Raw genomic sequence first — 23,109 nt, 5'->3', positions numbered from 1 at the left:
GCGGCGAAGGCGCGCGCTATACCGACTTTTCCGCGCGTTGCAAGCGCTGTGGACCAGGCCTAGGCATCATTCCGGACCGAATCGGGAGATTGTATGCCTGACTTACACATTACGCTGCTTAGTGCGGGGATCGCGGCACTGACCAACTTGTGGCTTGCCATGCGTTGCGGACGCGCGCGAACCAAAGGCAAGATCGCCCACGGTGATGGCGGCGATGTCACCTTGCAGCGGGCGATGCGAGCACAGAGCAATTTTATCGAATACACCCCGCTTCTGTTGCTGCTGGTTTTCGCACTGGAGATAACCGGACATTCCGGCTGGCTACTGGGCGTTGCTGCTGGCCTATTTCTGATCGGACGCATTCTGCACGCCATCGGGCTGGATGCAGACAAACCCGGCATGCTGCGAATGATCGGCATGATGTGCACGCTTATCCCCACCCTGGGGCTGGCAATCGCCGCTATCCTTGCGGGGGTAAAGCTAATCTAACCCCGCGCCATCGCAGCATCACCCACGAAGGGATTACTCTGGCGTTCCTTGCCGAAAGTGCTGGTCGGGCCATGACCAGGCACGAAGGTGACACCATCGCCCAGCGGCCAAAGCTTCTGCGTAATCGCATCGAGCAGACTCTGATGATCGCTCATCGGGAAATCGGTACGGCCGATGCTACCGTTGAAAAGCACGTCACCCACGAAAGCGAAATTGGCTTCACGGTGGAAGAAAACCACGTGGCCAGGCGTGTGGCCCGGGCAGTGAATAACCTCGAGCGTGACTTCGCCAAAGCGGACAGTGTCCCCATCTTCGAGCCAGCGCGTGGGCTCGAAAACCTCGCATTCCATGCCGAAACGCGGACCATCATCGTCAAGGCGGCTGATCCAGAACCGGTCCGCCTCATGCGGTCCTTCGATGGGCAGCCCCAGCTCCTTCGCGAGCATGCCTGCCTGCCCGCAATGATCCGCGTGGCCGTGGGTGAGGATGATCTTTTCCAGCGTCACACCGGCTTTGGCGACGGCGGCCTTGAGTTTGTCCAACTCACCCCCGGGATCGACCAGAACCCCGCGCATCGTCTTGGTGCACCACACTAGCGAACAATTCTGCTGGAACGGCGTGACGGGCACGATGGCGGCGTTGATAGGGACTGGATTGCTCATGCGCGCCAGATGGCGTCAGAGGCCACGCAAGGCAAGCATCTTCAAACCCGCCCGCTCTTCCAAACCACACGGCCGATCACGTCAAACTCTTCAGCGTTCACCTGGATCGGTGGATAGGCCAAGTTCTGGCTCAGCAGGCTAAAGCGCCCTGCCCCCTGATTTGCGACGCGCTTGACGAGCAGGCTGTCGTCCAGCCGAACTACGTGGACGCCATCGCGGAAGGGTTGTTCACGGCGGTCGACAAGCACCTCGTCACCTTCGCGCAGGAGAGGCTCCATCGAATCGCCCACAACGCGAATGGCGGAAAGCTGCGCGCCGTCGAGGCCCTGCTCGGAAAGCCATTTGCGCGAGAAGCGGAAGGCGTCGAACGCCTTCTCCTCTGCCGGGATGGCACCCGGTCCGGCAGATGCATCCACTTCCAGACGCGGCACATCGATCCAGTCACCCTTTCGATTCGGAGCGTAGGATTTATCCTGCGGACCACCCAGATCTGCCTCATCAATACCGAGGTACTGCGCAAGCTTGCGCCGGTCTTCTTCCTCAAGTTTCTTGGGACTTCCCTTAGTAATATACTGCTGAAGATAGGTTGGATTTCTTCCGATCATGCGCGACAGGGCAGCTAGACTGCTACCATGACCATTCGCTGCCAGCATCAGTTTCTCGCGCGGATCCATGCAGTTTTCCTACCTGTAGTTACCAAAAACTTCCTACCCGATGTATTTTTCCTAGACAAGTAGGATTTCACGCGCTGTTTTACATCCATCGAGTCGGCCTGGAGTTTCAACGCCGAGTCGCTCGCACCAATGGTCCAACTTCAGCTGTGAGGGGTCACACGCATGCTCATCCGCAAGATCGAAGTCTTCCTTCGCCACACCAGAATGCCGCCGACCAAGTTCGGCCGCCTCGCCGCCAGCGATCCGCGCTTTGTGCTAGATCTGCGCAATGGCCGCATGCCCCGTGCTGCAATGGAAGCACGAGTAGAACATTTCATGAACGAATATCGGGAGACGACTGGTGCATACTGATCCAAAGCCGATGAGGAACCCTCTGCGCAAACGACGCAAGGGTCCGCGTGAGAAGCTTGCAGAAGCATTGGCCGAACTCGCCAAGGGGCTTGGTACGGTTACTACGCATACAGAACGCAGCTGGGCCAGCATCACCTTTGCCGGTGCGCGGCACCGCGTCGTCATGCGGTTCGAAGGCAGGGAAGCCGTCGAAGCAGGCGAATGCTTCATCGCCTTCCTGCCGGAGCACGAGTTCGCCATCCCCGGCCAACTGGTGGCGGATGCTGCGGTCGTGGAGGTAGATTCAGTTCTCGATCCGCCGTGCCTGACGGTGACGTGCGAGATACTGCTGCTGGAGGAGGGTTAGATGCGCCGGATTACAAGGTTCCGGATTTCGGTCATGTCTTCCATCGCAAAGCGGATGCCTTCGCGGCCCAGCCCTGAGTCCTTCACCCCGCCGTAGGGCATGTTGTCGACACGGTAAGACGAGACATCGTTCACCACCACGCCGCCAACGTCGAGCGTGTCCCAGGCATCGAGCACCTGATGGATATCGCGCGTGAAGATACCCGCCTGCAGGCCGAACTTGCTGTCGTTCACCTGATCAAGCGCTTCGTAGAAGTCGGAGAACCTGGACAGGTTCGCCAGCGGCCCGAACGCTTCTTCGGTGTTGGCATCGCAATTGCGCGGCACGCCCTCTAGCAGAGTCGCCTCAAGCATGTTGCCATTTGTCAGCCCGCCGCCGCACAGCAGCGTCGCGCCATTCGCCACCGCATCGTCGATCCAACCTTTGAGGCGGCTCGCTTCGCCATTGGAGATCATCGGACCGATGAAGGTCTTGGGGTCCTTCGGGTCACCAGCAACAAGCGAAGCGGTCTTCTCGACAAGCATGGCCTTGAAGCGGTCATAGACATCCTCATGGATGATGATACGCTGTACGCCGATGCAGCTTTGACCGCTCTGGTAGAAAGCACCAAAGATGATCCGTTCCAGCGCGTGGTCGAGATCGGCATCCTTGTCGACAATCACCGCCGCATTGCCACCCAGTTCCAACACGACAGGCTTCTTGCCCGCCTTGGCCTTGAGCGCCCAGCCCACTCCGGGCGAGCCGGTGAAGCTGAGCAATTTGAGCCGCTCATCTTCGGTGAACAGATCCGCGCCATCGCGGCTGGCGGGCAGGATGCTGAAGGCGCCCTCGGGCAAGTCGGTCTCTGCCAGAATCTCACCCATGATCAGCGCGCCGAGCGGCGTCTTGCTCGCCGGTTTCATGACGAACGGGCAACCCACGGCTATCGCTGGCGCGATCTTGTGCGCGGCGAGGTTGAGCGGGAAGTTGAAGGGTGAGATGAAGCTGCACGGACCAATCGGCACGCGCTTCCACATGCCCATGTACCCCTTCGCGCGCGCCGAGATGTCGAGCGGTTGCACCTCGCCATAGTTGCGTGTCGCTTCCTCGGCGGCGATCTTGAAGGTGTCGATCAGCCGGGTGACTTCGCCCTCGGCATCGTTGATCGGCTTTCCAGCCTCGACACACAAAGCGTAGGCCAGCTCGTCAAACCGTTCACGGAAGCGCGACACGCAATGTTCGAGCACGGCCTGCCGCTCAAAGCTCGCCATTTTCGCCATCGGTTCAGTCGCTCGGACTGCTCCGGCGATGCCTTCCTCGATCACGTCAGGCGTCGCGAGAGCCGTGCGGAACGCAACCTCTCCGGTGTACTTGTCGATCACCTCCAGATCGGTGTTTGGCTGCGCGGCCTTGTTGTTCAGATAGAGCGGGTACGTGTCTTTGAGAGTGGGCATGAAACCTCCTGCTCTATCAAGTCAAAGCTTCTGGCTCAGTTCCTTGATATCATGGTTCAGGATCTGGTCGTTCTCGGCATAGTCGACCGGGCAATCGATCAAATGGACACCTGGCGTATCGCGACAGTGGGTGAGCACTTCGCGCAGGTGATCGCTGCTTTCCACGCGGTGACCGGTCGCACCGTAGCTGTTGGCGTAGGCGACGAAATCGGGGTTGTTGTAGGTCAGTCCCCAGTCCTTGAAGCCCATGTTGGCCTGCTTCCACCGGATCATGCCGTAGGCGCTGTCATTGAGGATCAATACCGTGAGGTTGAGGCCGAGGCGCACCGCGGTTTCCATCTCCTGACTGTTCATCATGAAGCCGCCATCGCCGCAGATCGCCATCACCTTGCGCTCTGGATAGAGCATAGCGCTCATCATCGCGCTGGGCAGCCCTGCCCCCATCGTGGCGAGCGCGTTGTCGAGCAGCACGGTGTTCGGAAGGTAAGCGGTGTAGTTTCGCGCAAACCAGATCTTGTAGACGCCGTTATCGAGGCAGATGATGCCATCTTCGGGCATGCTTTCGCGCACCTGCTTGACGAGATGCGGCGGGAAGATCGGGAAGCGCGCGTCGTCGCAGAGGCTGGCAGCGTGCTCCTCTTCTGCACGGCGGTACTGGGTGAGAACATCGGCGTTCCACTTGCCTTGCGGGACGATGTCTTCCTTGATCTGCCAGATAGCGTTGGCGATATCGCCGATCACTTCGATCTGCGGGAAGTAGACCGGGTCTACCTCTGCCGTCTTGGTCGAGACGTGGATCACCGTAGCCCCGCCCTGATCCATGAAGAAGGGCGGTTTCTCGATCACGTCGTGCCCGATGTTTACGATGCAGTCGCTCGCCTCGATCGCGCGGTGAACGAAGTCCCCGGCAGAGAGCGCCGCGCAGCCGAGGAACAGCGGGTGACGTTCATCAATCACGCCCTTGCCCATCTGTGTGGTGACGAAGGGAATGCCGGTCTTCTCGATGAACTGGCGCAACATGCGGCTGGTCATCTTCCGGTTGGCGCCAGCACCGATCACCAGCACTGGTCGTTCTGCCGCCTCAAGCGCCTCCACCGCCTGCCGTACAGCCTTGCTTTCCGCAGACGGGCGGCGCGCAACCGATGCGGGAATCGGGCGGGAGGTGCACTGCTCTTCGGCGATGTCTTCAGGAAACTCGATATGTACCGCGCCGGGTTTCTCTTCCTCTGCCAGGCGGAAGGCTTCGCGAACGCGGCTGGGGATGTTCTCGCCCGCCGCCAGCTGGTGCGCGTATTTGGTAATCGGCCCCATCATCTCGACCACATCAAGGATCTGGAAGCGGCCCTGCTTGCTCTTCTTGATCGGCTTCTGTCCGGTGATCATCATCATCGGCATTCCGCCGAGTTGCGCGTAAGCCCCCGCGGTTACGAAGTTGGTCGCACCCGGGCCGAGCGTAGCTATGCACACGCCGGTCTTGCCCGTGTGGCGGCCGTAAGTCGCCGCCATAAAGCCGGCGCCCTGTTCATGCCGCGTGAGGATGAGCTTGATCTGCTTGCTGTCGGACAGGCTCTCGAGGAAGTCGAGGTTCTCTTCCCCCGGAACACCGAAGATGTACTCGACACCTTCCGCCTCCAGGCATTCGATGAACAGGTCTGATGCTTTCTTGGTGTCGGTCACAGTCGCTATTCCCCTGTTTGGGCAACGCCTTGGCGCTTGCCCCATGCCATTCGCTGCGACCTTATCGACCGGTTACAGCCGGTTCTGATTAATCCGCCCTAGCAGGCGGCTTGCAAAGTGTCCTGCTTCAACTTGCACCAGACATGCTGGTGGAGGGCAAACAAGATGTGCCCACTACACGTTCAGCCGCCGATTGTCTTGCCCAACCACAGACCCAAGGCGAAAGAGCCAGCGATTGCGGCAGCCAGAGAGGCTAGAATTCCCCACGCTTGTGCGGGTGTAAACGTGCGCAGCCAGTCACCAATGCTGCGGGAAGCGATGTCCGCATCAGTCTGGCCCGCTTCCTGCATCGCGGTTGCTTGGCCATCGAAGTGCTCTACCTTGGAAAGCCAGTGCCTGAACCGGCCGATGAATTCCTTGCTGTCCAGCTGTCCCGGATCGAGCTGTAAGTTCTCGACGTACCAGTCATTGTTGGGCTCAAGCATACCGTCCTGACGCAGGCAGTCATCCACAAGGACAAGAAGCGGCAGTTTCCGCTCGTATGCCAGCGTCGCTTCGATCTGGTTCCATGATGTTGCCAGCGACGTGGGGCCGAGCACCTGTTCCTTCTCGCTCGACGGGCGCTCGATACCACTTTCGAAACGCAGACGCTCAAGCGCAAGCACGATGGCGCCGTCGCACTCGTCCATTAGTGCGATCACGGCCTTTAGCGGCGTGTCGCTCGAAAACTCGTTCCGGCCAACGGTGTGCGTGGTCATCCCGGCCGCCTGCACCCGGCTTTCCAATGCCTGAACGAATGCCTCCTGCTCCGCACTTAAGCCCGATCCGACGCTCAGATAGATCTTTGCCATTCCGGTTTCCCCCCGACAACTCGCGACTATTGCACGAGCTTCCACTCCCAGCCAAGCGGATCGCCATCCATGACCTCGACGCGCTTCGCCGCGAGCTCGTCACGCAGGGCATCGGACGTTGCAAAGTCCTTCTCCGCCCGCGCGGCCTTGCGGCGGGCGAGCATGTCTTCGATCTCGGCTTCGGTGATCTGCGCGGCCTTCGGGCGGATGCGTAGAGCCTTGCGGTCGATTCCGAACAAGTCGAGACCGAGCACCTCGTCCATCCCTTCGATCACGGCGCGCTTGATGCCGGCATCGACCTTCTTGACCGCGAGCGCCTCTTCGAGCGCGGTCAGTGCAAGCGGCGTATTCAGGTCATCGGCCATGGCATCGTCGAACTTGGCGAGCATTGGCGTAAACTTGGGGTGTTCCGCCTCGGGCTGCGCTTCTGTATCCGTAATCCGCTCGACCTGCATCACGATCCGCTTCAGCCGTACGAGCGCCGCTTCCAGCCCTTCCCAACTGAACTCGAGTTCGCTGCGGTAATGCGCCTGCAGGCACATCATGCGGTAGGCGAGCGGGTGATAACCCTTGTCGATCAGCAATTGCAGGCGGAGGAACTCCCCGCTCGATTTGCTCATCTTGCCCGAGCGTTCGACGAGGAAGTTGTTGTGCATCCACATCTTCGCGCCCGAGTTGGTCGCGTCTGACAGACCACCACAACCGCAGAAGGCCTGGTTCTGGGCGATCTCGTTCGGGTGGTGGATCTCGCGGTGGTCGATGCCGCCGGTGTGGATGTCGAAGGGGAAGCCGAGCAGCTTCTCGCCCATCACCGAGCATTCGAGATGCCAGCCGGGCGCGCCCTTGCCCCAGGGCGAGCCCCATTCCATCTGTCGCTTTTCGCCCGCAGGTGTCTTGCGCCAGATCGCGAAGTCAGCGGCGTTGCGTTTGCCCTCGACCGTGTCGATGCGGCCCTCGCCTTCCTCGGTGACAGCACGCGCCAGTCGTCCGTAGTCCTCTACGGTCGAGACATCGAAGTAGAGGCCGCTTTCGAGCTCGTAGCAGTGCTTGTCCGCAATGCTCTTTGCGAACTCGAGCATTTCTTCGACGTAGTCGGTCGCCACCGACCACTTCGCCGGCTGGCGGATGTTCAGCGCCTCCACGTCCGCCCAGTAGGCCTCGGTATAGTGCCGCGCGATGTCCCAGATCGACTGCGCTTTCTCCGCAGCCATCTTCTCCATCTTGTCCTCACCCGCATCGGCATCGTCGGTCAGGTGGCCGACATCGGTGATGTTGATGACATGGGTGAGCTTGTAGCCCTTCCAGCTCAACGTGCGGCCCAGCACATCCGCAAACACGTAGGCGCGCATGTTGCCCACGTGCGGGTAGTTGTAGACCGTCGGCCCGCAGGTGTAGACGCGCGCCTCGCCGGGATGGACGGGCACGAACGGCTCGATCTGGCGGGTGAGCGAGTTGAAGAGCTTGAGGTCGGTCATGTTGGAAAGGCGCTTAGAGCGGCTGGCGAAAGGCCGCAACTCCTACAAGGTGTTACAGGTGTGACAGTGTCCTGAGCGGAATATTCTTGCGGCGAGAATTGAGGCTGTGAGGCGCGGATTTCTGCGGGTCTTGGCGGGTGGTCGGACATGGCGCGAAGCTGCGCATTTCGCCCGCCTGTAGGAAAGTGAAATCAGAAAGACCCGAATTCGTTTGTGGGCTCATTCGGGTCACGCAGTTCAAACCCCGTCATCACCCAGCCCAGCCCCTCGCGACGGAAAATCAGCGTCGGGCCGCGCGTGCCATCTTCGAAGGTGCCGTGCGCGCGGAAGTTGTCGAGGCCTTCGCGCTCCACATCCCAGCTCAGCTCCTGACCGCGCAGACGTTCGGGCAGCATTCCTACAACGAAGGCGCCTGAGGCGACCAGCGCACCGACTGAATTGGGCGTCACCGTCCGGTCGATAACTTCATCACCCAACCGATCCGCAATTGCCCCGCCAATCTCGCCAAGGATACCGCCTTCATCACGCTGCCGCTGCACGGCATCACCCAATTGCTCGCTTGCCGAAGCGCGCAAAGCAGGAAAGTCCACCCGCTCCTCCAGCGCCGCCATGTCCCCCGCCTGCGCCGCATCGGCCAGCGACTTCATAGCCCACCACGGCGAAGCGAAATACCACCCGCCGAATGCGAGGGCTGCGAGGAGGATGAGGGTGAGGAGTTTTTTCATGATGGATCTCAATTGCAAGACAAGCGTAGGCAACTACATGATGTCTATGACATATCAAAAAACTCCATTGGAAATTGACCGGGCCTTCGAAGGACAAGTCAGGGCATTGCAAAGCTCTTGCAGGGGATTTGACGAAGGCGAAGAGTGGGAGGCCCCTAGGATAGCGTCAGCGATCCATATACTCTGCCATGACGCTGGCCGCACTACTTCGCTGTTGACTCAAAAAGGTGTCAGAAACTCTATCGATTTTGTCACCACGGTAATGCCACTTAATCCAAATAATCTGATGGTGAGCCATGACTTGGTGGGGATAACTATGGGCGGAGCGAGAAACGGCTACTTCGCATTTCTAGGTGACGGTCCATTTCTCCGAACGGTGAACTTTAACAGGTGGTGGAAACAAGAGAAGATCGCTGCTGGCCCCCAAATGTCTTGGTCGCTCACGCGGAAAGAACTCATAGCCTCCGTACGTAACCAAGATGGAGGGGGACATGTGGACGCCCAACTATCAAACGACGCATATGTGAAGTTGTCGCGCACGGCACATTGGATTTATGAGCAAGACGGACAGCCACCTCAAAACATGATGGGCTTAGAACACTTTAGCGTTCGCCAGATTGGTTGGGAGTTAGAAGAAAGCCTTCGACGTGCGAGCTTGATCTGAGATCACCCATCACTCCACCTCGAACAAATCGGCCAGCTGCTCGATAATCGTCCCACCAAGCTGCTCGGCATCCATGATCGTCACCGCGCGCTTGTAGTAACGCGTCACGTCGTGACCGATACCGATCGCCACGAGCTGCACGGGCGAGGCTTTTTCGATCCATTCGATCACCTTGCGTAGGTGCCCCTCGAGGTATCCCGCCGTGTTCACGCTGAGCGTTGAATCGTCGACCGGCGCGCCGTCTGAAATCACCATCAGCACGCGGCGGTCTTCGGGGCGGGCGAGCAGGCGTTCGTGCGCCCAGAGCAGTGCCTCGCCGTCGATGTTTTCCTTCAGCAGGCCCTCGCGCATCATCAGGCCGAGGCTGCGGCGTGCGCGGCGCATCGGTTCGTCTGCCTTTTTGTAGATGATGTGGCGCAGATCGTTGAGGCGGCCGGGGTTTTGCGGGCGGCCATCGCCCAGCCATTTTTCGCGGCTTTGCCCGCCTTTCCAAGCGCGGGTGGTGAAGCCGAGAATCTCCACCTTCACCCCGCACCGTTCGAGCGTGCGCGCGAGGATATCGGCGCTGATCGCCGCGATGGAAATCGGGCGGCCGCGCATGGAGCCGGAATTGTCGATCAGCAGGGTGACGACAGTATCCTTGAAGTCCTGCTCCTGCTCCTGCTTGTAGCTGAGCGAGTGGCCAGGGCTGACGATGACGCGCGCAAGCCGTGCGGCATCAAGCAGCCCCTCTTCCTGGTCGAAATCCCAGCTGCGGTTCTGCTGCGCCATCAGGCGGCGCTGGAGGCGGTTGGCAAGCCGCGTCACCACCGATTGCAGCCCGGCAAGCTGGCTGTCGAGATAGGCGCGCAGCCGTGTCAGCTCTTCGACATCGCAGAGGTCTTCGGCCTCCACGACTTCATCGAACTCGGTGGTGAACGGCTGGTAATCGAACGTTTGCGGCAAGTCCTGCCACGGCGCGTTGCGGCGCTGCGGGAGCATGAACTCCTCGCCATCGTCGCCCGGATCACCTTCGGCCAGGTTCTCGTCGCCCGTTGCCTCGTCCTGATCCTCGGCCTCGCCTTCCTCGCCTTCAGCTCCTTCAGCGCGCGCATCGGGCTGGTCGGTGGCGTCGTTGTCGCCGTCCTCGTCTTCAGGCTTGTCGTCTTCCTCGCTGCCGTCCGAATCCTCGCCCTCGTCATCGTCGAATCCGTCTTCAGGGTCCACTTCGGCAGGCACCATGTCGAGATGGCGGAGCATGTCGAGGCCGAGCTTCTGAAAGGCGGACTGGTCTTCGATCTGCTCGCTCAGCCGCTCAAAATCATCGCCGGTGCGGCTTTCGATGAACTCGCGCACCATTTCGACACCGTCCCGCGCGGCTTCGGGGATCGGCTGGCCGGTGAGCTTTTCGCGCAGCATCAGCCCGAGCGCGGTATGCAGCGGCACGTCATCGGCAGTCTCAGCACGCGAGATTTCGCTCGCGGCAATGCGGCGTTCCTGCATGGCGGCAAGATTGCCGCGCATGCCGGCGAAGTTGTTCTCGCCAATAGCCTCGAAACGCGCGCGCTCGATAGCGTCATAGCAGGCCCGTGCATCGGGTTCGCCCGGACGGGAGCGCATGTGAAGCGCGGGATTGTGGTGGCGCAGGCGCAACGCGAAGCTGTCGGCATAGCCGCGCGCCAGCTCAGCATCGGCCGCAGGAATACTGCGCGATGGCATGGGCACGCGCGCGGTCTTGCCCTGCTCGCTCGCAGCATCGGCGGTGAAACCGACCTCCACCTCTTCGTCACGCGCAATGGCACGCGCCGCGCCGGTCAGCGCAAGCTTGAACTTATCGAGAGGAGATTCGTCTGCCATCTGCTGGGGCTAGCTAAAGCACGCAGCGCGCGGCGCAAGGGGAGACATGCCCGTTACAGCAAGCTGCCCCCGCCCAGCACGCCGATCAGCAACGGATCACCCGTTTCGCGCGGGTTGGCGCGGATGGCGGCTTCTTCAAAGCCGATCTCGTTCCAGATGGCATTGTCGACACGGGTGGAGACGTTCTGCGCCACACCGCGCACGTCAATGCCGGTGAGCCCTGCGAGCAGCTCTCCTACCAAGGGTTCGCTGGCCACGCGCATAGCCTGGCCAAGCTCTGGCACCATGGCCTCGACCAGCGTCGTTCCCATATTGTCACGCAGGAAGCCGGTAGCCGCGCGCGGACCGCCGTTGATCAGAGCGACCGCGTTCTGGATGCCGATGACGCGCACCGCGTCTGTCACGATCGGCGCGGCGCGTTCGGCACCTTCAATCGCAACATCGGCGAAGGCACCTTCCAGCCGATCCTTGAACAGGCTGGAAGTCAGGATGGAGCCGACGACACCGCCGCGCGAACCGATCAGGTTTTCCAGGCCGATTGCCGCGACCTGTTCGTCCCAGAAGCCGCCGGGCTGCAGCATGCGGACAAAGGCGCGTTCGCTGGAGAGGTAGAGCAGGCGGCGCACCGCATCGGTCAGGCTGAAGCCACCAAGGCTCTCGCAACCCGGTAACACGAGCAGCGCGGTGCTCGCTCCGGCCCCGGCGATGAACTTGCGACGGCTGGTGCGCGCCTTTTCGATGTCGAATTCGGTCATAATCCCATTCCTCTCCTTGCCGCACCGATAGCGCGGTGCCCATATAACGATCAATGCCTATAAAACGTGCCCGACTACTGGTGATGAACGCCGCGCTTGGTCCGCTCGACTACAGCGTGCCCGACGGGATGGCGGTGGAATACGGCAGTGTCGTGATGGCACCGCTCGGGCCACGGCAGGTGATGGGCATTGTGTGGGAGGAAGAGAAGCTTCCCGCCAATTCGGTTCCCGATGCGAAGTTGCGACCCTTGCTGGCGATGCTCGACGTGCCGCCCCTTCGCAATGAGCTGCGGCGGCTGATCGAATGGACGGCCGACTACTACATCGCCCCAATGGCCGCAGTGGCCCGGATGGTGATTTCGAGCGGCGGCGCGCTGCGCGGTCCGGCAACGATGACCGAATATCGCCTGTCCGGCGGAGTGCCTGAACGCATGACACCGCAACGTCAGGTCGCCATTGAGGCGCTTGAAGGCGAGCAAGCGACGATCCGCGAATTGGCGGGGATTGCGGGTGTGAGCGAAGGCGTGCTGCGTGGCCTCGTCAATCAGGGCGTGCTGGAGCCGGTGGAGGTCGATGTCGACCGCCCCTACCCCCGCGCCGAGCCGGGCCATGCGACGGTGGACCTCTCCGAAGACCAGCAAGAGGTGTCCGCGCGGCTGGTTGAGGCAGTAGAAGCCGAGGAGTTCGCGCCGTTCCTGCTCGATGGTGTGACCGGATCGGGCAAGACGGAGACGTACTTCGAAGCGGTAGCGCAGGCGCTGCGACAGGATCGCCAGGTACTCGTCCTGCTGCCCGAGATCGCGCTGACCGAGGCGTTCCTCTCCCGGTTCGAGGCGCGCTTCGGGACTCCGCCCATCGTCTGGCATTCCAGCCTCAAATCGACCGAGCGCCGCCGCGCGTGGCGCGCCATTGCCAGTGGCGAAGCACAGGTGGTGGTCGGCGCGCGCTCGGCGCTGTTCCTGCCCTATGCCAACCTCGGCCTGATCGTGGTCGACGAGGCGCACGAGATCAGCTTCAAGCAGGAAGACGGCGTGCGCTACAACGCTCGTGATGTCGCGGTGATGCGCGCGCATTTTGAAGCGATCCCCGTGGTGCTCGCCAGCGCCACGCCTGCGCTCGAAAACCTGCATATGGCGGATAGCGGGACTTACGAAAAACTCGTGCTGCCGAGCCGTTATGGTGGCGCGACACTGCCCACGATCAAACTGATCAACCTGACCGAAGAGCAACCCGGGCGTGGCGCATGGATTGCGGCCCCCTTGCGCGCCGCGCTGGAGGACCGGCTGGAGAAAGGCGAGCAATCGCTGCTTTTCCTCAACCGCCGGGGCTATGCGCCGCTGACGCTGTGCCGCAACTGCGGCTTCCGCTTTCAGTGCCCCAATTGCAGCGCATGGCTCGTCGAGCACCGCCTTTCGCGCCGCCTCGCCTGCCACCACTGCGGGCACGAAACCAAGCCGCCCGAAGTCTGCCCCGAATGCGGCGAGCCCGATTGCCTTGTCGCCTGTGGCCCCGGCGTGGAGCGGATCGCGGACGAGGTTGCCGAAGTCCTGCCCGATGCGCGGGTGGCGCTGGTTACGTCGGACACGCTCAATTCGCCCGAGAAGGCGGCGGAGTTCGTCGCGATGGCGGAAGCCAAAGCGATTGATGTGATTGTCGGCACGCAGCTCGTAACCAAGGGCTTTCATTTCCCCGAGCTGACGCTGGTGGGGGTGATAGACGCCGACCTCGGCCTCGAAGGTGGAGACCTGCGCGCTGCCGAACGCACCTACCAGCAAGTCGCACAGGTCGCCGGGCGGGCGGGGAGAGGCTCAAAACCCGGCGAAGTGCTGATCCAGACTCGCCACCCCGACGCGCCCGTCATCGCTGCGCTCGAAGCGGGAGATCGCGATGCCTTCTACGAAGCCGAAACCGACGCACGCCGCCATGCGGGTGCTCCACCGTTCGGCCGCTGGGCCGCGATCATCGTTTCCTCCGAACACGACAAGGAAGCCCGCGAAGCCGCCAACCGCATCGGAGACACCCGTCCGCATCTGGACGATGTAATGATCCTCGGCCCTGCTCCTGCACCGCTCGCACTCCTGCGCAATCGCTACCGCTACCGCCTGCTGATCAACGCCAAACGCACCGCCAACCTGCAAGCTGTGATCCGCGACTGGCTAGGCAGGATCGATCATCCGCCCGGCGTGCGCGTGGGCGTGGATATCGATCCATACAGTTTCGTCTAATCGCTCAGCGATTTGGCAACTTTGCCAAAACCGGTTTCCAAAGAAACCGCATTACCCTCTTTCAGCATATAACAATTTCGTTATATGCTTATATCTATGCAGATCGAACCTGCCCTTCGTGCCCTTTCCGATGCCTCGCGCCTCCGCGTGATGCGCTTGGTCGGGCAGATGGAATTGTCGGTGGGAGAGATCGCGCAAGTACTGGGTCAGAGCCAGCCGCGCGTCTCCCAGCACGTCGCGCGCCTTGTCGATGCAGGGCTGGTTGAAAGGCGCAAGGAAGGCAATTCGGTTTATCTTCGCGAAGCCGCACCTTGCCCACTGGGTGACGCCTTTGCCCGCCTTCTTGCAACAGCCGAGCGCGAAGACCCCGCCTTTGCCGAGCAATCCGAAACCGACCGCAACCGCCTCGCCGCAATCCGCGATACGCGCGAAAAGGAAGCTGACCGCTATTTTGCCCGCCATGCTGACGAATGGGACACATTGCGCGAAATCCACGGGCCGGAGAGAGCCAGCGAGGAAGCCCTTCTTGCCTTGCTTTCCGATACGCCGCCCGGTCGCCTGCTTGATATCGGCACCGGCACTGGCCGCATTGCCGAACTGCTAGCACCCCACGCCGAACACATCGTCGCGCTCGACAAGAGCCTCGATATGCTGCGCGTTGCCCGTGCGCGCCTGCAAGCGCTGGCCCCTGAAAAGGTAGAGCTGGCACAGGGAGACTTCACCAACCTGCCCTTCCCTGCAGCGAGCTTTGACACGGTGCTGCTGCATCAAGTTCTGCATTTCGCGCAGGATCCGGCGCTCGCGATCAAGGAAGCTGCCCGCGTCACCCGCCCCGGTGGCCGTATTGCGGTGGTCGATCTGGCGCGGCACGAGCTGGACGAGCTGCGTACCCGCCACGCCCATGCGCGGCTGGGCTTTGCCGATGACACCATGAACAAACTGCTTTCCAAAGCCGGTTTCGATCCGGCCGCCCCGGTCGAAGTTCCGGGGCGTGAATTGACCGTAAAGATCTGGTCCGCAACGCGCGCCCAGCACCCCGCTCCACAAGAAAGAGAAATCGCCTGATGAGCTCCGCCCCTCCCATTGCCCCCTTCCCCGGCGCAGTACCACTGGACGCCACACAAGAGGCGCGCCGCTCCCGCGAAACACCGCTTTTCAGCGGCTTGCCGGGCGATATTGCCGTAAGCTTTGAATTCTTCCCGCCCAAGACGGAGAAGATGGAAGCCAAACTGTGGGAAGCCGTGCAGGAACTCGCGCCGCTCTCGCCGGATTTCGTCTCCGTCACCTATGGCGCGGGCGGTTCGACCCGCGAGCGCACCCACAACACAGTCGCGCGGCTGATCAGGGAAGCGGGCATTCCAGCCGCCGCCCACCTTACATGCGTGGATGCCACAAAGGCGGAGACGCAGAAGATCGCCGAGGCATATTGGGAAGCGGGTGTTCGCCATATTGTCGCACTGCGCGGTGATGCGGGGGAGCCGGGCGCGCCGTTCGTGCCGCACCCTGAAGGCTACAGGAACGCCGCGGAGCTCGTATCAGGCCTGAAAGAGGTGGCTGACTTCGAGATTTCGGTCGCGGCCTACCCAGAAACACATCCCGACGCAGATTGCCCGCAGAGCGATCTCGACAACCTGAAGCGCAAGATCGATGCAGGGGCGACGCGCGGCATCACCCAGTTCTTCTTCTCCGCCGAAAAATTCTTCGACTTCCAGGACAAATGCGTTGCGGCAGGTATCGATGCGCCGATGGTGCCGGGCATCCTGCCGGTCACCAATGTGGCGCAGGCGCGCAAATTCGCCGGGCAATGCGGCACGGTGATTCCTGACTGGATGGATGGCCTGTTCGAAGGGCTGGACGAGCGCCCCGCCGCACGCCAACTGGTCGCCGCGACGGTGGCCGCCGAACTGTGTCGCCGCCTTTACGCTGGCGGCGTACGCGACTTCCATTTCTACACATTGAACCGGGCCGATCTGGCCTATGCGATCTGCCATATGCTGGGCCGCCGTCCAAAGGAGCAATCAGCATGAGCAAGCGCGAAGAACTCAACGCAGCGGCAGCCAAACGCGTGCTGATTTTCGATGGTGCGTTTGGCACGCAGATCCAGGACCGTAAGCTGACAGAAGAAGATTACGCAGGTGATCTGGGCCTTGGTGCGGACCAGAAGGGCAATAACGATATCCTCGCCCTTACCCGCCCTGATGTGATCGCCGATATCACGCGCGCCTATCTCGATGCTGGCGCGGACCTCGTTTCGACCAATACCTTTTCCGCCAATCGCATTTCGCAGGCCGATTATGCCGCCGAAGGGATGGTGAAAGAGATCAACGTGGCATCGGGCCGGATCGCGCGCGAACTGGCCGACGAGTATGCGGCGAAGGACGACAAGCCGCGCTTCGTTGCCGGAGCCATCGGGCCGACCAACAAGACGCTGTCACTCAGCCCTGACGTGGAAGATCCAGGCTTTCGCGAGATCGATTTCGACTATCTGACCGAGGTCTATTTCGAGCAGGCCGAGGCGCTGGTCGAAGGCGGCGCGGATTTCATCCTGATCGAAACGATCTTCGATACGCTCAACGCCAAGGCCGGGATCATGGCGGTAAAGCAGCTTTCCGAAAAGCTGGGCCGTGAAGTGCCGATCATGGTCTCTATGACGCTGACCGATCTGTCGGGTCGCAACCTGTCAGGCCACACGGTCGAGGCGTTCTGGAACGCAGTGCGCCACGCGAACCCTGTCACCATTGGCCTCAACTGCAGCTTCGGCGCCGACCAGCTTCGTCCGCATGTGCAGGTGCTTTCCGACATCGCCGACACGCTGCTTCTCGCATACCCGAACGCAGGTCTGCCCAACGAGCTTGGCGAGTATGACGAGCTGCCCGAAACGACCGCAGAGCTCACCGGCATCTGGGCCGACAATGGCCGCGTGAACATCCTCGGCGGCTGCTGCGGCTCGACGCCCGAACATATCGCCGCGATTGCGGCACGCGTGAAAGGCAAGGCACCGCGCAAGGTGCCCGAGGGCGACAATACGATGCGGCTTGCAGGCCTCGAACCGTTTGTGCTGGCTGCGTGATGGACAGAAAGCCGCCTTTCGATGATCCGCTCTACCCAAGACGATACTTTATTGGGTTGGTCCACGAACTCGCGCTCGATCCGGATGAGGCGCTCGATGCCGCTCGAATTGGAGAGAAGAGAGTGCACCCCTCGATCCTGACAGATCAGACGGGCGAGATGGATCTGCACTACAACACAGGTTGGAAGTCACTCTTTGACCCGGACGAACAGGCAGCAATTGAGAGCTATATCGAATACGAAAAGTCCCTCCCAAAAATCGAAGACGATGCTTGGGCCGATCCCACCGCAACCAATGCCACTTGGAGCGGCATCCGCGATCAGGCGCGAAGACTGATCAACGCACTCGGCGGACTGCCAGAAGATTTCCCCGGACGATGGGCCAAGAAATGACCACCAACACCTCCGCACGTTTCGTCAATATCGGCGAGCGCACCAATGTTACCGGCTCTGCGCGGTTCAAGAAGCTCATCATGGGCGATGACTATGCGACCGCCGTCGAAGTCGCGCGCCAGCAGGTCGAGAACGGCGCGCAGATCATCGATGTGAATATGGATGAAGGCCTGCTCGACGCTGAAAAGGCGATGACGACCTTCCTTAAGCTGATTGCTGCCGAGCCGGACATTGCGCGCGTTCCGGTGATGATCGATTCCTCGAAATGGGACGTGATCGAAGCGGGCCTGAAATGCGTTTCGGGCAAGCCCATCGTCAATTCGATCTCGATGAAGGAAGGCGAAGAGCAATTCCTCGAGCAGGCACGAAAGTGCCGCGACTATGGCGCTGCCGTGGTGGTAATGGCCTTCGACGAAGTCGGTCAGGCAGACACTAAAGAGCGCAAGGTCGAAATCTGCGAGCGTGCCTACAAGCTGCTCGTGGACAACGGTTTCCCTCCCGAAGACATCATATTTGACCCGAACATCTTTGCAGTCGCCACCGGCATTGCCGAGCATGACCGCTACGGGCTCGACTTCATCGAGGCGGTTGAAGAGATCAAGAAGCGCTGCCCGCATGCGAAAACGAGCGGCGGCCTGTCCAACCTCTCCTTCAGCTTCCGTGGCAACGAGACGGTGCGCCGCGCGATGCATTCGGTGTTCCTCTACCACGCAATCCCTGCGGGCCTAGACATGGCCATCGTCAATGCGGGCCAGCTCGACGTGTATGACACGATCGATCCGCAGCTGCGCGAGCTGTGCGAAGACGTGATTCTCGCCCGCCGCCCAGATGCGGCAGAGCGGCTGGTCGACTTGGCCGAAAGCTATCGCGGCGCCACCGAGAAGGACGAGAAGGCCGCGCAGGAATGGCGCTCGCTCCCCGTCACCAAGCGGCTCGAACACGCGCTCGTCAAAGGCATCGACGCGCACATCGTCGAGGACACCGAGGAAGCGCGGCAGGCGGCGGACAAGCCGATCCACGTAATCGAAGGCCCGCTGATGGATGGCATGAACGTTGTCGGAGACCTGTTCGGCAGCGGCAAGATGTTCCTGCCGCAAGTGGTGAAGTCCGCCCGCGTCATGAAAAAAGCGGTCGCGCACCTCATTCCCTTCATCGAGGACGAGAAGGAAGAAGGCGCCAAGTCCAAGGGCAAGATCGTGATGGCGACCGTGAAAGGCGACGTGCACGATATTGGCAAGAACATTGTCGGCGTCGTGCTGCAGTGTAACGGCTACGAGGTGATCGACCTTGGCGTGATGGTGCCGTGGTCCAAAATCCTCGAAACGGCGCGCGAAGAACAGGCGGACATCATCGGCCTGTCGGGCCTCATCACCCCCTCTCTCGATGAGATGGTGACTGTTGGCGAGGAAATGCAACGCGCCGAAATGGACCTTCCGCTGCTGATCGGCGGGGCGACAACTTCGAAGGTGCACACCGCGCTCAAAATTGATCCGGCTTACGAAGGCCCTGTCATTCACGTTCTCGACGCGAGCCGGGCGGTGGGTGTCGCCTCACGCCTGCTATCGGATACGCAAAGGCAAGAATTCGTCAGTGAGACAGCGTCGGAATACGAGAAAACCCGTCTCGCACGGGAAGGAAAAACGCCCAGCGTGCTCCTCTCTCTCGAAGAAGCGCGCGATAACTATTACGACGCCTACCTGTCGGACAAACCCGCCCCGCCCGAAAAGCCCGGGCTGCACGTGTTCGACGATTGGGACCTTGCGGACCTGCGCGAATATATCGACTGGACACCGTTCTTCCGCGCGTGGGAATTGCACGGCACCTATCCAAAGATCCTGAAGGACGAAGTCGTCGGCGAAACCGCAGTCCAGCTGTTCGCCGATGCCAACGCGATGCTCGATAAGATCATCGCCGAGAAATGGCTCACCGCAAAGGGCGTCGCCGGTTTCTGGCCATGCGCGCGCGATGGCGACGATGTGACCATCCACCGCGTGAAGCGCGAGGAGCACATCGTTCTACCCTTCCTGCGTCAACAGGTGCGCAAATCACGCGACCGGGCCAACATGTGCCTTGCCGACTTTATCGACCCCGCCGGCGACTGGATCGGCGGGTTTGCTGTCGGCATCCATGGCATCGAGCCGTATTCGAAGCGGTTCCTGGAGGACAAGGACGATTACTCCGACATCCTGCTGAAGGCGCTGGCAGACCGCTTCGCCGAGGCCTTTGCCGAACGCTTGCACCAGCACACCCGCACCGATCTGTGGGGCTATGCGCCGGGCGAACAGCTGACCAACCAGGCGCTGATCAAGGAAGAATATCGCGGCATCCGACCTGCCCCCGGCTATCCTGCCTGCCCCGATCACTCGCTCAAACCCATCCTGTTCGAACTCCTCGAAGCGGAGAAGAACGCTGGCCTGGAATTGACAGAAAACTTTGCCATGTTGCCCACCGCTGCGGTCAGCGGGTTCTACTTTGGTCATCCCGAAAGCCAGTATTTCGGCGTCGCGCGCATAGGCCGGGACCAGCTGGAGGATTACGCCAAGCGGCGCGGTGTCGATCTGGAAACGGCAGAACGCTGGCTGCGGCCCAACCTGGATTAGGGACTCCGCCCACTTGCATCGCGGCGGTGGATCAATATTGTGGCGAATCTCACCAGAAAGCTAACGGGACGGGCACTGGAATGTTTAAGCGTATATTCGGCGGTTTTGCCGTCATCATCCTTTCAATCGGGCTGACCGCACAAACGGCGGCGGCGCGCGACTGGTATCGGGCAGAGAGCGCCCACTTCATCGTCTATTCGGAAGATACCGAGCAGAACACACGCGAGTTTGTGCAGGATCTTGAGCGGCTGGACGAAGTCCTGCGCTTCATGACCGGCGTGGGTTCGGACGAAGCATTGCCGGAGTCCACCAAGGTCACCGTCTTCCGCTATGGCCAGACAAGCGACATGGCAGTGCTTGCTGTCGGTAATCGTAACGCCGGTATCGGCGGTTTCTTTATTCCTCGCGCATCAGGCGCCGTTGCCTTCGTGCCACGCCAATTCAATGTCCGCCGCGGGCGCAGCCGCCAGCAGGATGTGGATTCGGAAATGTTGCTCGAACCGCGTGGCATTCTGTTCCATGAGTATGTCCACTACTTCATGTTCCAGCATCGCGATGCGCCCTACCCGCTGTGGTACAGCGAGGGCTATGCAGAGCTCTATTCCAATCTCCGGTTCGAGGAAGACGGCTTCGTAATCGGTGACGTGCCGACTTGGCGTAGCGCGTCACTCGCCACCATTCCGATCGATCTGGAAGCGACCTTTGATCCGCCACGCGAGCGGGATCGTTACACCACCGGGCGCACCTACGCCCACGGCTGGTTGATTGCGAGCCACCTAGATCTCAACCCCGATCGCCGCGGCCAGATGGCAACCTATATCCAGGCCATTGTTGCCGGGCACCCGCCGATGGAAGCCGCCGAAATGGCCTTTGGCGATCTGGACGTGCTGCACGAGGAACTGGAAGAGTTTCGTCAGGGCGCAGCGCGCACATTGCGCGTGCCCTACGTGGTTGAAGCCGACCCGCCGGTAGAGATACATCGCCTGAACGAGGCCGAAGAGGCCCGCATGCGGCTCATGATCAATTCCAAGGCCGGTGTGGACGAGGACGAGGCACAACGGTGGGTTCGTGAAGCGCGCCGTCTTGTCGAGAGTTACCCGAACAGTGCCGCAGTATTGCTCGCCGCGACAGAGGCCGAGCTTGATGTCCGCAATTACGATGCAGTCGAAGAACTGGCGCAGCGCGTGCTTGCGATTGATCCTGAATCGACAGAGGCGGCGATCTACTATGCCGAAGCAGCATTTCGCCGGTCGTTCACCGATCCATCGCAACTGGAAGTAGCGCGTGATCGCTTCATCGATGCCAACCTGATGGAGAACGATCACGCCTATCCACTGTATCGCTACTACCTCACATTTCTCTTCGACGAGAATTTGGAGGAGCCGCCAGAAGGTGCGCGCGCAGCGCTGGAACAGGCCTTCCGCTATGCCGCGTTTGACGCCGGCGTGCGGAGTACGCTGGTCTATCATCTCCTGATGGAAAACCGCGTGGCAGAAGCACGTGTTGTCGGGGCCGAATACCTGTCGGGCAACAGCACCCGTGCCTGCGTCACACGCGCGCGTTTCGACCTATTCGAACAGGGTGATACCGAGCCGCTGATGGAAGCTGCCCGCCCCGATCACCCGGGCGAATACCTCGATGAAGATGCCCGCGAGGCACGCCGAGAAGCAGATCGTGAAGAGTTCGAGGCAGCTGCCGAAGAATACGGCTGCGAAATCGACGACTGATCCCTAGCGGCAACCTGCTGCCTGAAAATGTCTGGGCGGCGCATGAATTCTGTCGGAAGACAGAAGCATGCGCCGCCCAGAGTCATTTGAACGGGGATGGCATCATCCACACCCCCGTTCTCGCCCCTTACTCAGGACAATCCATTCAACTGCGTTCTTGCTTCCACATCGGGGGCACAAACCGGCCTTTCCGGTAGGCAGCTCGCAATAGCAATAGCCCTGCCGTCACGGTTACCACGACGCCGAACACGGACATTTCCATGCCGAACGTGCCGCCGGAAAGCCATGCGGGTCCGCTTGTTTGCCCTTGCACCAAGCCTTCGAATTCAAACCCCTTCATCGGGACCCCCCAGATGAATGCCTGCGCGATGTTCCAGCCTGCGTGAAGACCGATGGCAAGCCACAGATTGCGCGTCAGCATATAGGCTGCAGTCAAGAGCATTCCGCCCTCCAACGCGATGATCACACCGATCAGTAGATTGGGGTTGTCCGAAGGCAGATGCATGAAGCCGAAAATGGCCGAACTCAGGAAAAGGGCAATCCAGCTACCGGAAAACTCTTCAAGCCAACGGAATAGGATACCCCTAAACAGGATTTCCTCTATCACGCTCGCAGCCAGACCAGTGGTCATCAGTATCTCGATGAAATCAACCCAGCTGCCCGGACCAACGATGGTATAATAACCGCCAATGGCCGCAGCCGCGATGACACAGCTGAACACTACTATTCCTGCGCCCAGACCAAGAGACATGCCGGATATCGCGCCGCGCATTGGCAGATCATCGTGCTTGTGCGCGCCCAAACGAGGAATCACGAGCTTGTAAACAAGGATCGCCGCCAGAATTGTGAAACCGTAGCGGACGATGACATCCACATTTCTGTCCAGGCCTTCCGGGACGAACCGCATGACCCACTCGCTAAGGCCAAGCACGGCGATCATGGCCGTTGCGGCGACGCACATCGTGACAAGCGGAAAATGCCAGATTTTCAACCAAGCCCCGCGATCATCTTCTCTTTCGTTTTGCACAGAACCCCCTCCTGCTTCATGGCCACATTAGCGGGCCAATTTGGTTCGCTTTTCACTCTCGCCGATGGCCTTCTCTGATCAGCCAATCGGATGGTTTTTCAGTCGTACTCTTGGCGGAGATGGTGCGGGG

Annotated in this window: 21 protein-coding genes; 11 read left to right on the top strand and 10 right to left on the bottom strand. The window is 60.8% G+C overall.

The annotated features are described in order from the left end of the window. Positions 1-93 precede the first annotated feature (93 nt). A complete protein-coding gene (locus tag OOZ52_RS01375; RefSeq protein ID WP_274696691.1) occupies positions 94-489 on the top strand; it encodes an MAPEG family protein in 396 nt (131 codons plus the stop codon). Here the strand turns inward: OOZ52_RS01375 and OOZ52_RS01370 are convergent. Both OOZ52_RS01370 and OOZ52_RS01365 read right to left on the bottom strand, forming a co-directional pair. Next, positions 486-1,151 (bottom strand): MBL fold metallo-hydrolase, encoded by a 666-nt coding sequence (locus tag OOZ52_RS01370; protein WP_274696690.1) that lies wholly within the window; start codon positions 1,149-1,151, stop codon positions 486-488. The two genes, OOZ52_RS01375 and OOZ52_RS01370, sit on opposite strands and share 4 nt — an antisense overlap. Before the next feature lie 41 nt (positions 1,152-1,192). Next, the gene (locus OOZ52_RS01365) at positions 1,193-1,825 is read right to left on the bottom strand and encodes a S24 family peptidase (RefSeq protein WP_274696689.1); all 633 of its coding nucleotides are present in this window, start codon (positions 1,823-1,825) and stop codon (positions 1,193-1,195) included. Between the two features lie 162 nt (positions 1,826-1,987). On the opposite strand from OOZ52_RS01365, the gene OOZ52_RS01360 reads away from it, so the two are divergent. Continuing rightward, entirely contained in the window at positions 1,988-2,176 is a 189-nt protein-coding gene (locus OOZ52_RS01360) for a hypothetical protein (protein ID WP_274696688.1), read from the top strand. Positions 2,177-2,186: 10 nt separating this feature from the next. Further along, complete coding sequence (locus tag OOZ52_RS01355) at positions 2,187-2,522, top strand: hypothetical protein (protein WP_274696687.1); 336 nt, start codon at positions 2,187-2,189, stop codon at positions 2,520-2,522. Here the strand turns inward: OOZ52_RS01355 and OOZ52_RS01350 are convergent. From OOZ52_RS01350 to OOZ52_RS01330, 5 genes are all read right to left on the bottom strand, one after another. Then, positions 2,519-3,955 (bottom strand): aldehyde dehydrogenase family protein, encoded by a 1,437-nt coding sequence (locus OOZ52_RS01350; RefSeq protein WP_274696686.1) that lies wholly within the window; start codon positions 3,953-3,955, stop codon positions 2,519-2,521. The genes OOZ52_RS01355 and OOZ52_RS01350 overlap by 4 nt on opposite strands. A gap of 21 nt (positions 3,956-3,976) precedes the next feature. Beyond that, on the bottom strand, positions 3,977-5,677 hold the full coding sequence (locus OOZ52_RS01345) for an acetolactate synthase large subunit (protein WP_274696685.1): 1,701 nt from the start codon (positions 5,675-5,677) through the stop codon (positions 3,977-3,979). Positions 5,678-5,814: 137 nt separating this feature from the next. After that, positions 5,815-6,483, bottom strand: a complete 669-nt coding sequence (locus tag OOZ52_RS01340) for a hypothetical protein (RefSeq protein ID WP_274696684.1) — start codon at positions 6,481-6,483, stop codon at positions 5,815-5,817. Between the two features lie 26 nt (positions 6,484-6,509). Continuing rightward, entirely contained in the window at positions 6,510-7,958 is a 1,449-nt protein-coding gene (gene cysS / locus OOZ52_RS01335; protein WP_274696683.1) for a cysteine--tRNA ligase, read from the bottom strand. Positions 7,959-8,149: 191 nt separating this feature from the next. Then, positions 8,150-8,683, bottom strand: coding sequence for a DUF2939 domain-containing protein (locus OOZ52_RS01330; protein ID WP_274696682.1), 534 nt, complete (start codon positions 8,681-8,683; stop codon positions 8,150-8,152). Between OOZ52_RS01330 and OOZ52_RS01325 the strand changes: the two genes are divergently transcribed. Next, on the top strand, positions 8,682-9,347 hold the full coding sequence (locus OOZ52_RS01325) for a hypothetical protein (protein WP_274696681.1): 666 nt from the start codon (positions 8,682-8,684) through the stop codon (positions 9,345-9,347). The two genes, OOZ52_RS01330 and OOZ52_RS01325, sit on opposite strands and share 2 nt — an antisense overlap. A gap of 9 nt (positions 9,348-9,356) precedes the next feature. On the opposite strand, the gene cobT is transcribed toward OOZ52_RS01325, so the two are convergent. Continuing rightward, a complete protein-coding gene (cobT, locus tag OOZ52_RS01320; protein WP_274696680.1) occupies positions 9,357-11,183 on the bottom strand; it encodes a cobaltochelatase subunit CobT in 1,827 nt (608 codons plus the stop codon). A gap of 53 nt (positions 11,184-11,236) precedes the next feature. Continuing rightward, positions 11,237-11,938, bottom strand: a complete 702-nt coding sequence (locus OOZ52_RS01315; RefSeq protein WP_274696679.1) for a DUF4197 domain-containing protein — start codon at positions 11,936-11,938, stop codon at positions 11,237-11,239. Between the two features lie 59 nt (positions 11,939-11,997). Between OOZ52_RS01315 and OOZ52_RS01310 the strand changes: the two genes are divergently transcribed. From OOZ52_RS01310 to OOZ52_RS01280, 7 genes are all read left to right on the top strand, one after another. Beyond that, complete coding sequence (locus OOZ52_RS01310) at positions 11,998-14,163, top strand: primosomal protein N' (RefSeq protein ID WP_274697210.1); 2,166 nt, start codon at positions 11,998-12,000, stop codon at positions 14,161-14,163. Between the two features lie 96 nt (positions 14,164-14,259). Next, the gene (locus OOZ52_RS01305; RefSeq protein WP_274696678.1) at positions 14,260-15,228 is read left to right on the top strand and encodes an ArsR/SmtB family transcription factor; all 969 of its coding nucleotides are present in this window, start codon (positions 14,260-14,262) and stop codon (positions 15,226-15,228) included. Then, positions 15,228-16,190 (top strand): methylenetetrahydrofolate reductase [NAD(P)H], encoded by a 963-nt coding sequence (metF, locus tag OOZ52_RS01300; protein WP_274696677.1) that lies wholly within the window; start codon positions 15,228-15,230, stop codon positions 16,188-16,190. Before OOZ52_RS01305 ends, metF begins: the two co-directional genes overlap by 1 nt. After that, positions 16,187-17,233 (top strand): homocysteine S-methyltransferase family protein, encoded by a 1,047-nt coding sequence (locus OOZ52_RS01295; protein ID WP_274696676.1) that lies wholly within the window; start codon positions 16,187-16,189, stop codon positions 17,231-17,233. The genes metF and OOZ52_RS01295 overlap by 4 nt, the downstream gene beginning before the upstream one ends. Further along, positions 17,230-17,625 carry a hypothetical protein gene (locus tag OOZ52_RS01290; RefSeq protein WP_274696675.1) on the top strand — a complete coding sequence of 132 codons (396 nt, stop codon included), beginning with the start codon at positions 17,230-17,232 and terminating at the stop codon, positions 17,623-17,625. Before OOZ52_RS01295 ends, OOZ52_RS01290 begins: the two co-directional genes overlap by 4 nt. Continuing rightward, positions 17,622-20,225 carry a methionine synthase gene (gene metH / locus OOZ52_RS01285; protein WP_274696674.1) on the top strand — a complete coding sequence of 868 codons (2,604 nt, stop codon included), beginning with the start codon at positions 17,622-17,624 and terminating at the stop codon, positions 20,223-20,225. Before OOZ52_RS01290 ends, metH begins: the two co-directional genes overlap by 4 nt. Positions 20,226-20,305: 80 nt before the next feature. Continuing rightward, positions 20,306-21,952 carry a hypothetical protein gene (locus tag OOZ52_RS01280; RefSeq protein ID WP_274696673.1) on the top strand — a complete coding sequence of 549 codons (1,647 nt, stop codon included), beginning with the start codon at positions 20,306-20,308 and terminating at the stop codon, positions 21,950-21,952. A gap of 145 nt (positions 21,953-22,097) precedes the next feature. Here OOZ52_RS01280 and OOZ52_RS01275 read toward each other — a convergent pair whose 3' ends face one another. After that, entirely contained in the window at positions 22,098-22,979 is an 882-nt protein-coding gene (locus tag OOZ52_RS01275; RefSeq protein ID WP_274696672.1) for a CPBP family intramembrane glutamic endopeptidase, read from the bottom strand. Positions 22,980-23,109: the final 130 nt, after the last annotated feature.

This window comes from Aurantiacibacter sp. D1-12 (assembly GCF_028858515.1).
GTDB lineage: Bacteria > Pseudomonadota > Alphaproteobacteria > Sphingomonadales > Sphingomonadaceae > Alteraurantiacibacter.
The sequence above is the reverse complement of the archived record's forward strand: the minus strand, read 5'-3'. Positions and strand labels throughout refer to the sequence as shown.

What these genes read in the sequence shown, in the direction of transcription:
- OOZ52_RS01340 (WP_274696684.1), bottom strand. Translation starts at nt 6,483, where the DNA reads ATGGCAAAGATCTATCTGAGCGTCGGATCGGGCTTAAGTGCGGAGCAG.
- metF (WP_274696677.1), top strand. Translation starts at nt 15,228, where the DNA reads ATGAGCTCCGCCCCTCCCATTGCCCCCTTCCCCGGCGCAGTACCACTG.
- metH (WP_274696674.1), top strand. Translation starts at nt 17,622, where the DNA reads ATGACCACCAACACCTCCGCACGTTTCGTCAATATCGGCGAGCGCACC.
- OOZ52_RS01315 (WP_274696679.1), bottom strand. Translation starts at nt 11,938, where the DNA reads ATGACCGAATTCGACATCGAAAAGGCGCGCACCAGCCGTCGCAAGTTC.
- OOZ52_RS01345 (WP_274696685.1), bottom strand. Translation starts at nt 5,677, where the DNA reads ATGGGGCAAGCGCCAAGGCGTTGCCCAAACAGGGGAATAGCGACTGTG.
- OOZ52_RS01370 (WP_274696690.1), bottom strand. Translation starts at nt 1,151, where the DNA reads ATGAGCAATCCAGTCCCTATCAACGCCGCCATCGTGCCCGTCACGCCG.
- OOZ52_RS01280 (WP_274696673.1), top strand. Translation starts at nt 20,306, where the DNA reads ATGTTTAAGCGTATATTCGGCGGTTTTGCCGTCATCATCCTTTCAATC.
- OOZ52_RS01325 (WP_274696681.1), top strand. Translation starts at nt 8,682, where the DNA reads ATGATGGATCTCAATTGCAAGACAAGCGTAGGCAACTACATGATGTCT.
- OOZ52_RS01360 (WP_274696688.1), top strand. Translation starts at nt 1,988, where the DNA reads ATGCTCATCCGCAAGATCGAAGTCTTCCTTCGCCACACCAGAATGCCG.
- OOZ52_RS01330 (WP_274696682.1), bottom strand. Translation starts at nt 8,683, where the DNA reads ATGAAAAAACTCCTCACCCTCATCCTCCTCGCAGCCCTCGCATTCGGC.
- OOZ52_RS01295 (WP_274696676.1), top strand. Translation starts at nt 16,187, where the DNA reads ATGAGCAAGCGCGAAGAACTCAACGCAGCGGCAGCCAAACGCGTGCTG.
- OOZ52_RS01355 (WP_274696687.1), top strand. Translation starts at nt 2,187, where the DNA reads ATGAGGAACCCTCTGCGCAAACGACGCAAGGGTCCGCGTGAGAAGCTT.
- OOZ52_RS01375 (WP_274696691.1), top strand. Translation starts at nt 94, where the DNA reads ATGCCTGACTTACACATTACGCTGCTTAGTGCGGGGATCGCGGCACTG.
- OOZ52_RS01350 (WP_274696686.1), bottom strand. Translation starts at nt 3,955, where the DNA reads ATGCCCACTCTCAAAGACACGTACCCGCTCTATCTGAACAACAAGGCC.
- cobT (WP_274696680.1), bottom strand. Translation starts at nt 11,183, where the DNA reads ATGGCAGACGAATCTCCTCTCGATAAGTTCAAGCTTGCGCTGACCGGC.
- OOZ52_RS01305 (WP_274696678.1), top strand. Translation starts at nt 14,260, where the DNA reads ATGCAGATCGAACCTGCCCTTCGTGCCCTTTCCGATGCCTCGCGCCTC.
- OOZ52_RS01365 (WP_274696689.1), bottom strand. Translation starts at nt 1,825, where the DNA reads ATGGATCCGCGCGAGAAACTGATGCTGGCAGCGAATGGTCATGGTAGC.
- cysS (WP_274696683.1), bottom strand. Translation starts at nt 7,958, where the DNA reads ATGACCGACCTCAAGCTCTTCAACTCGCTCACCCGCCAGATCGAGCCG.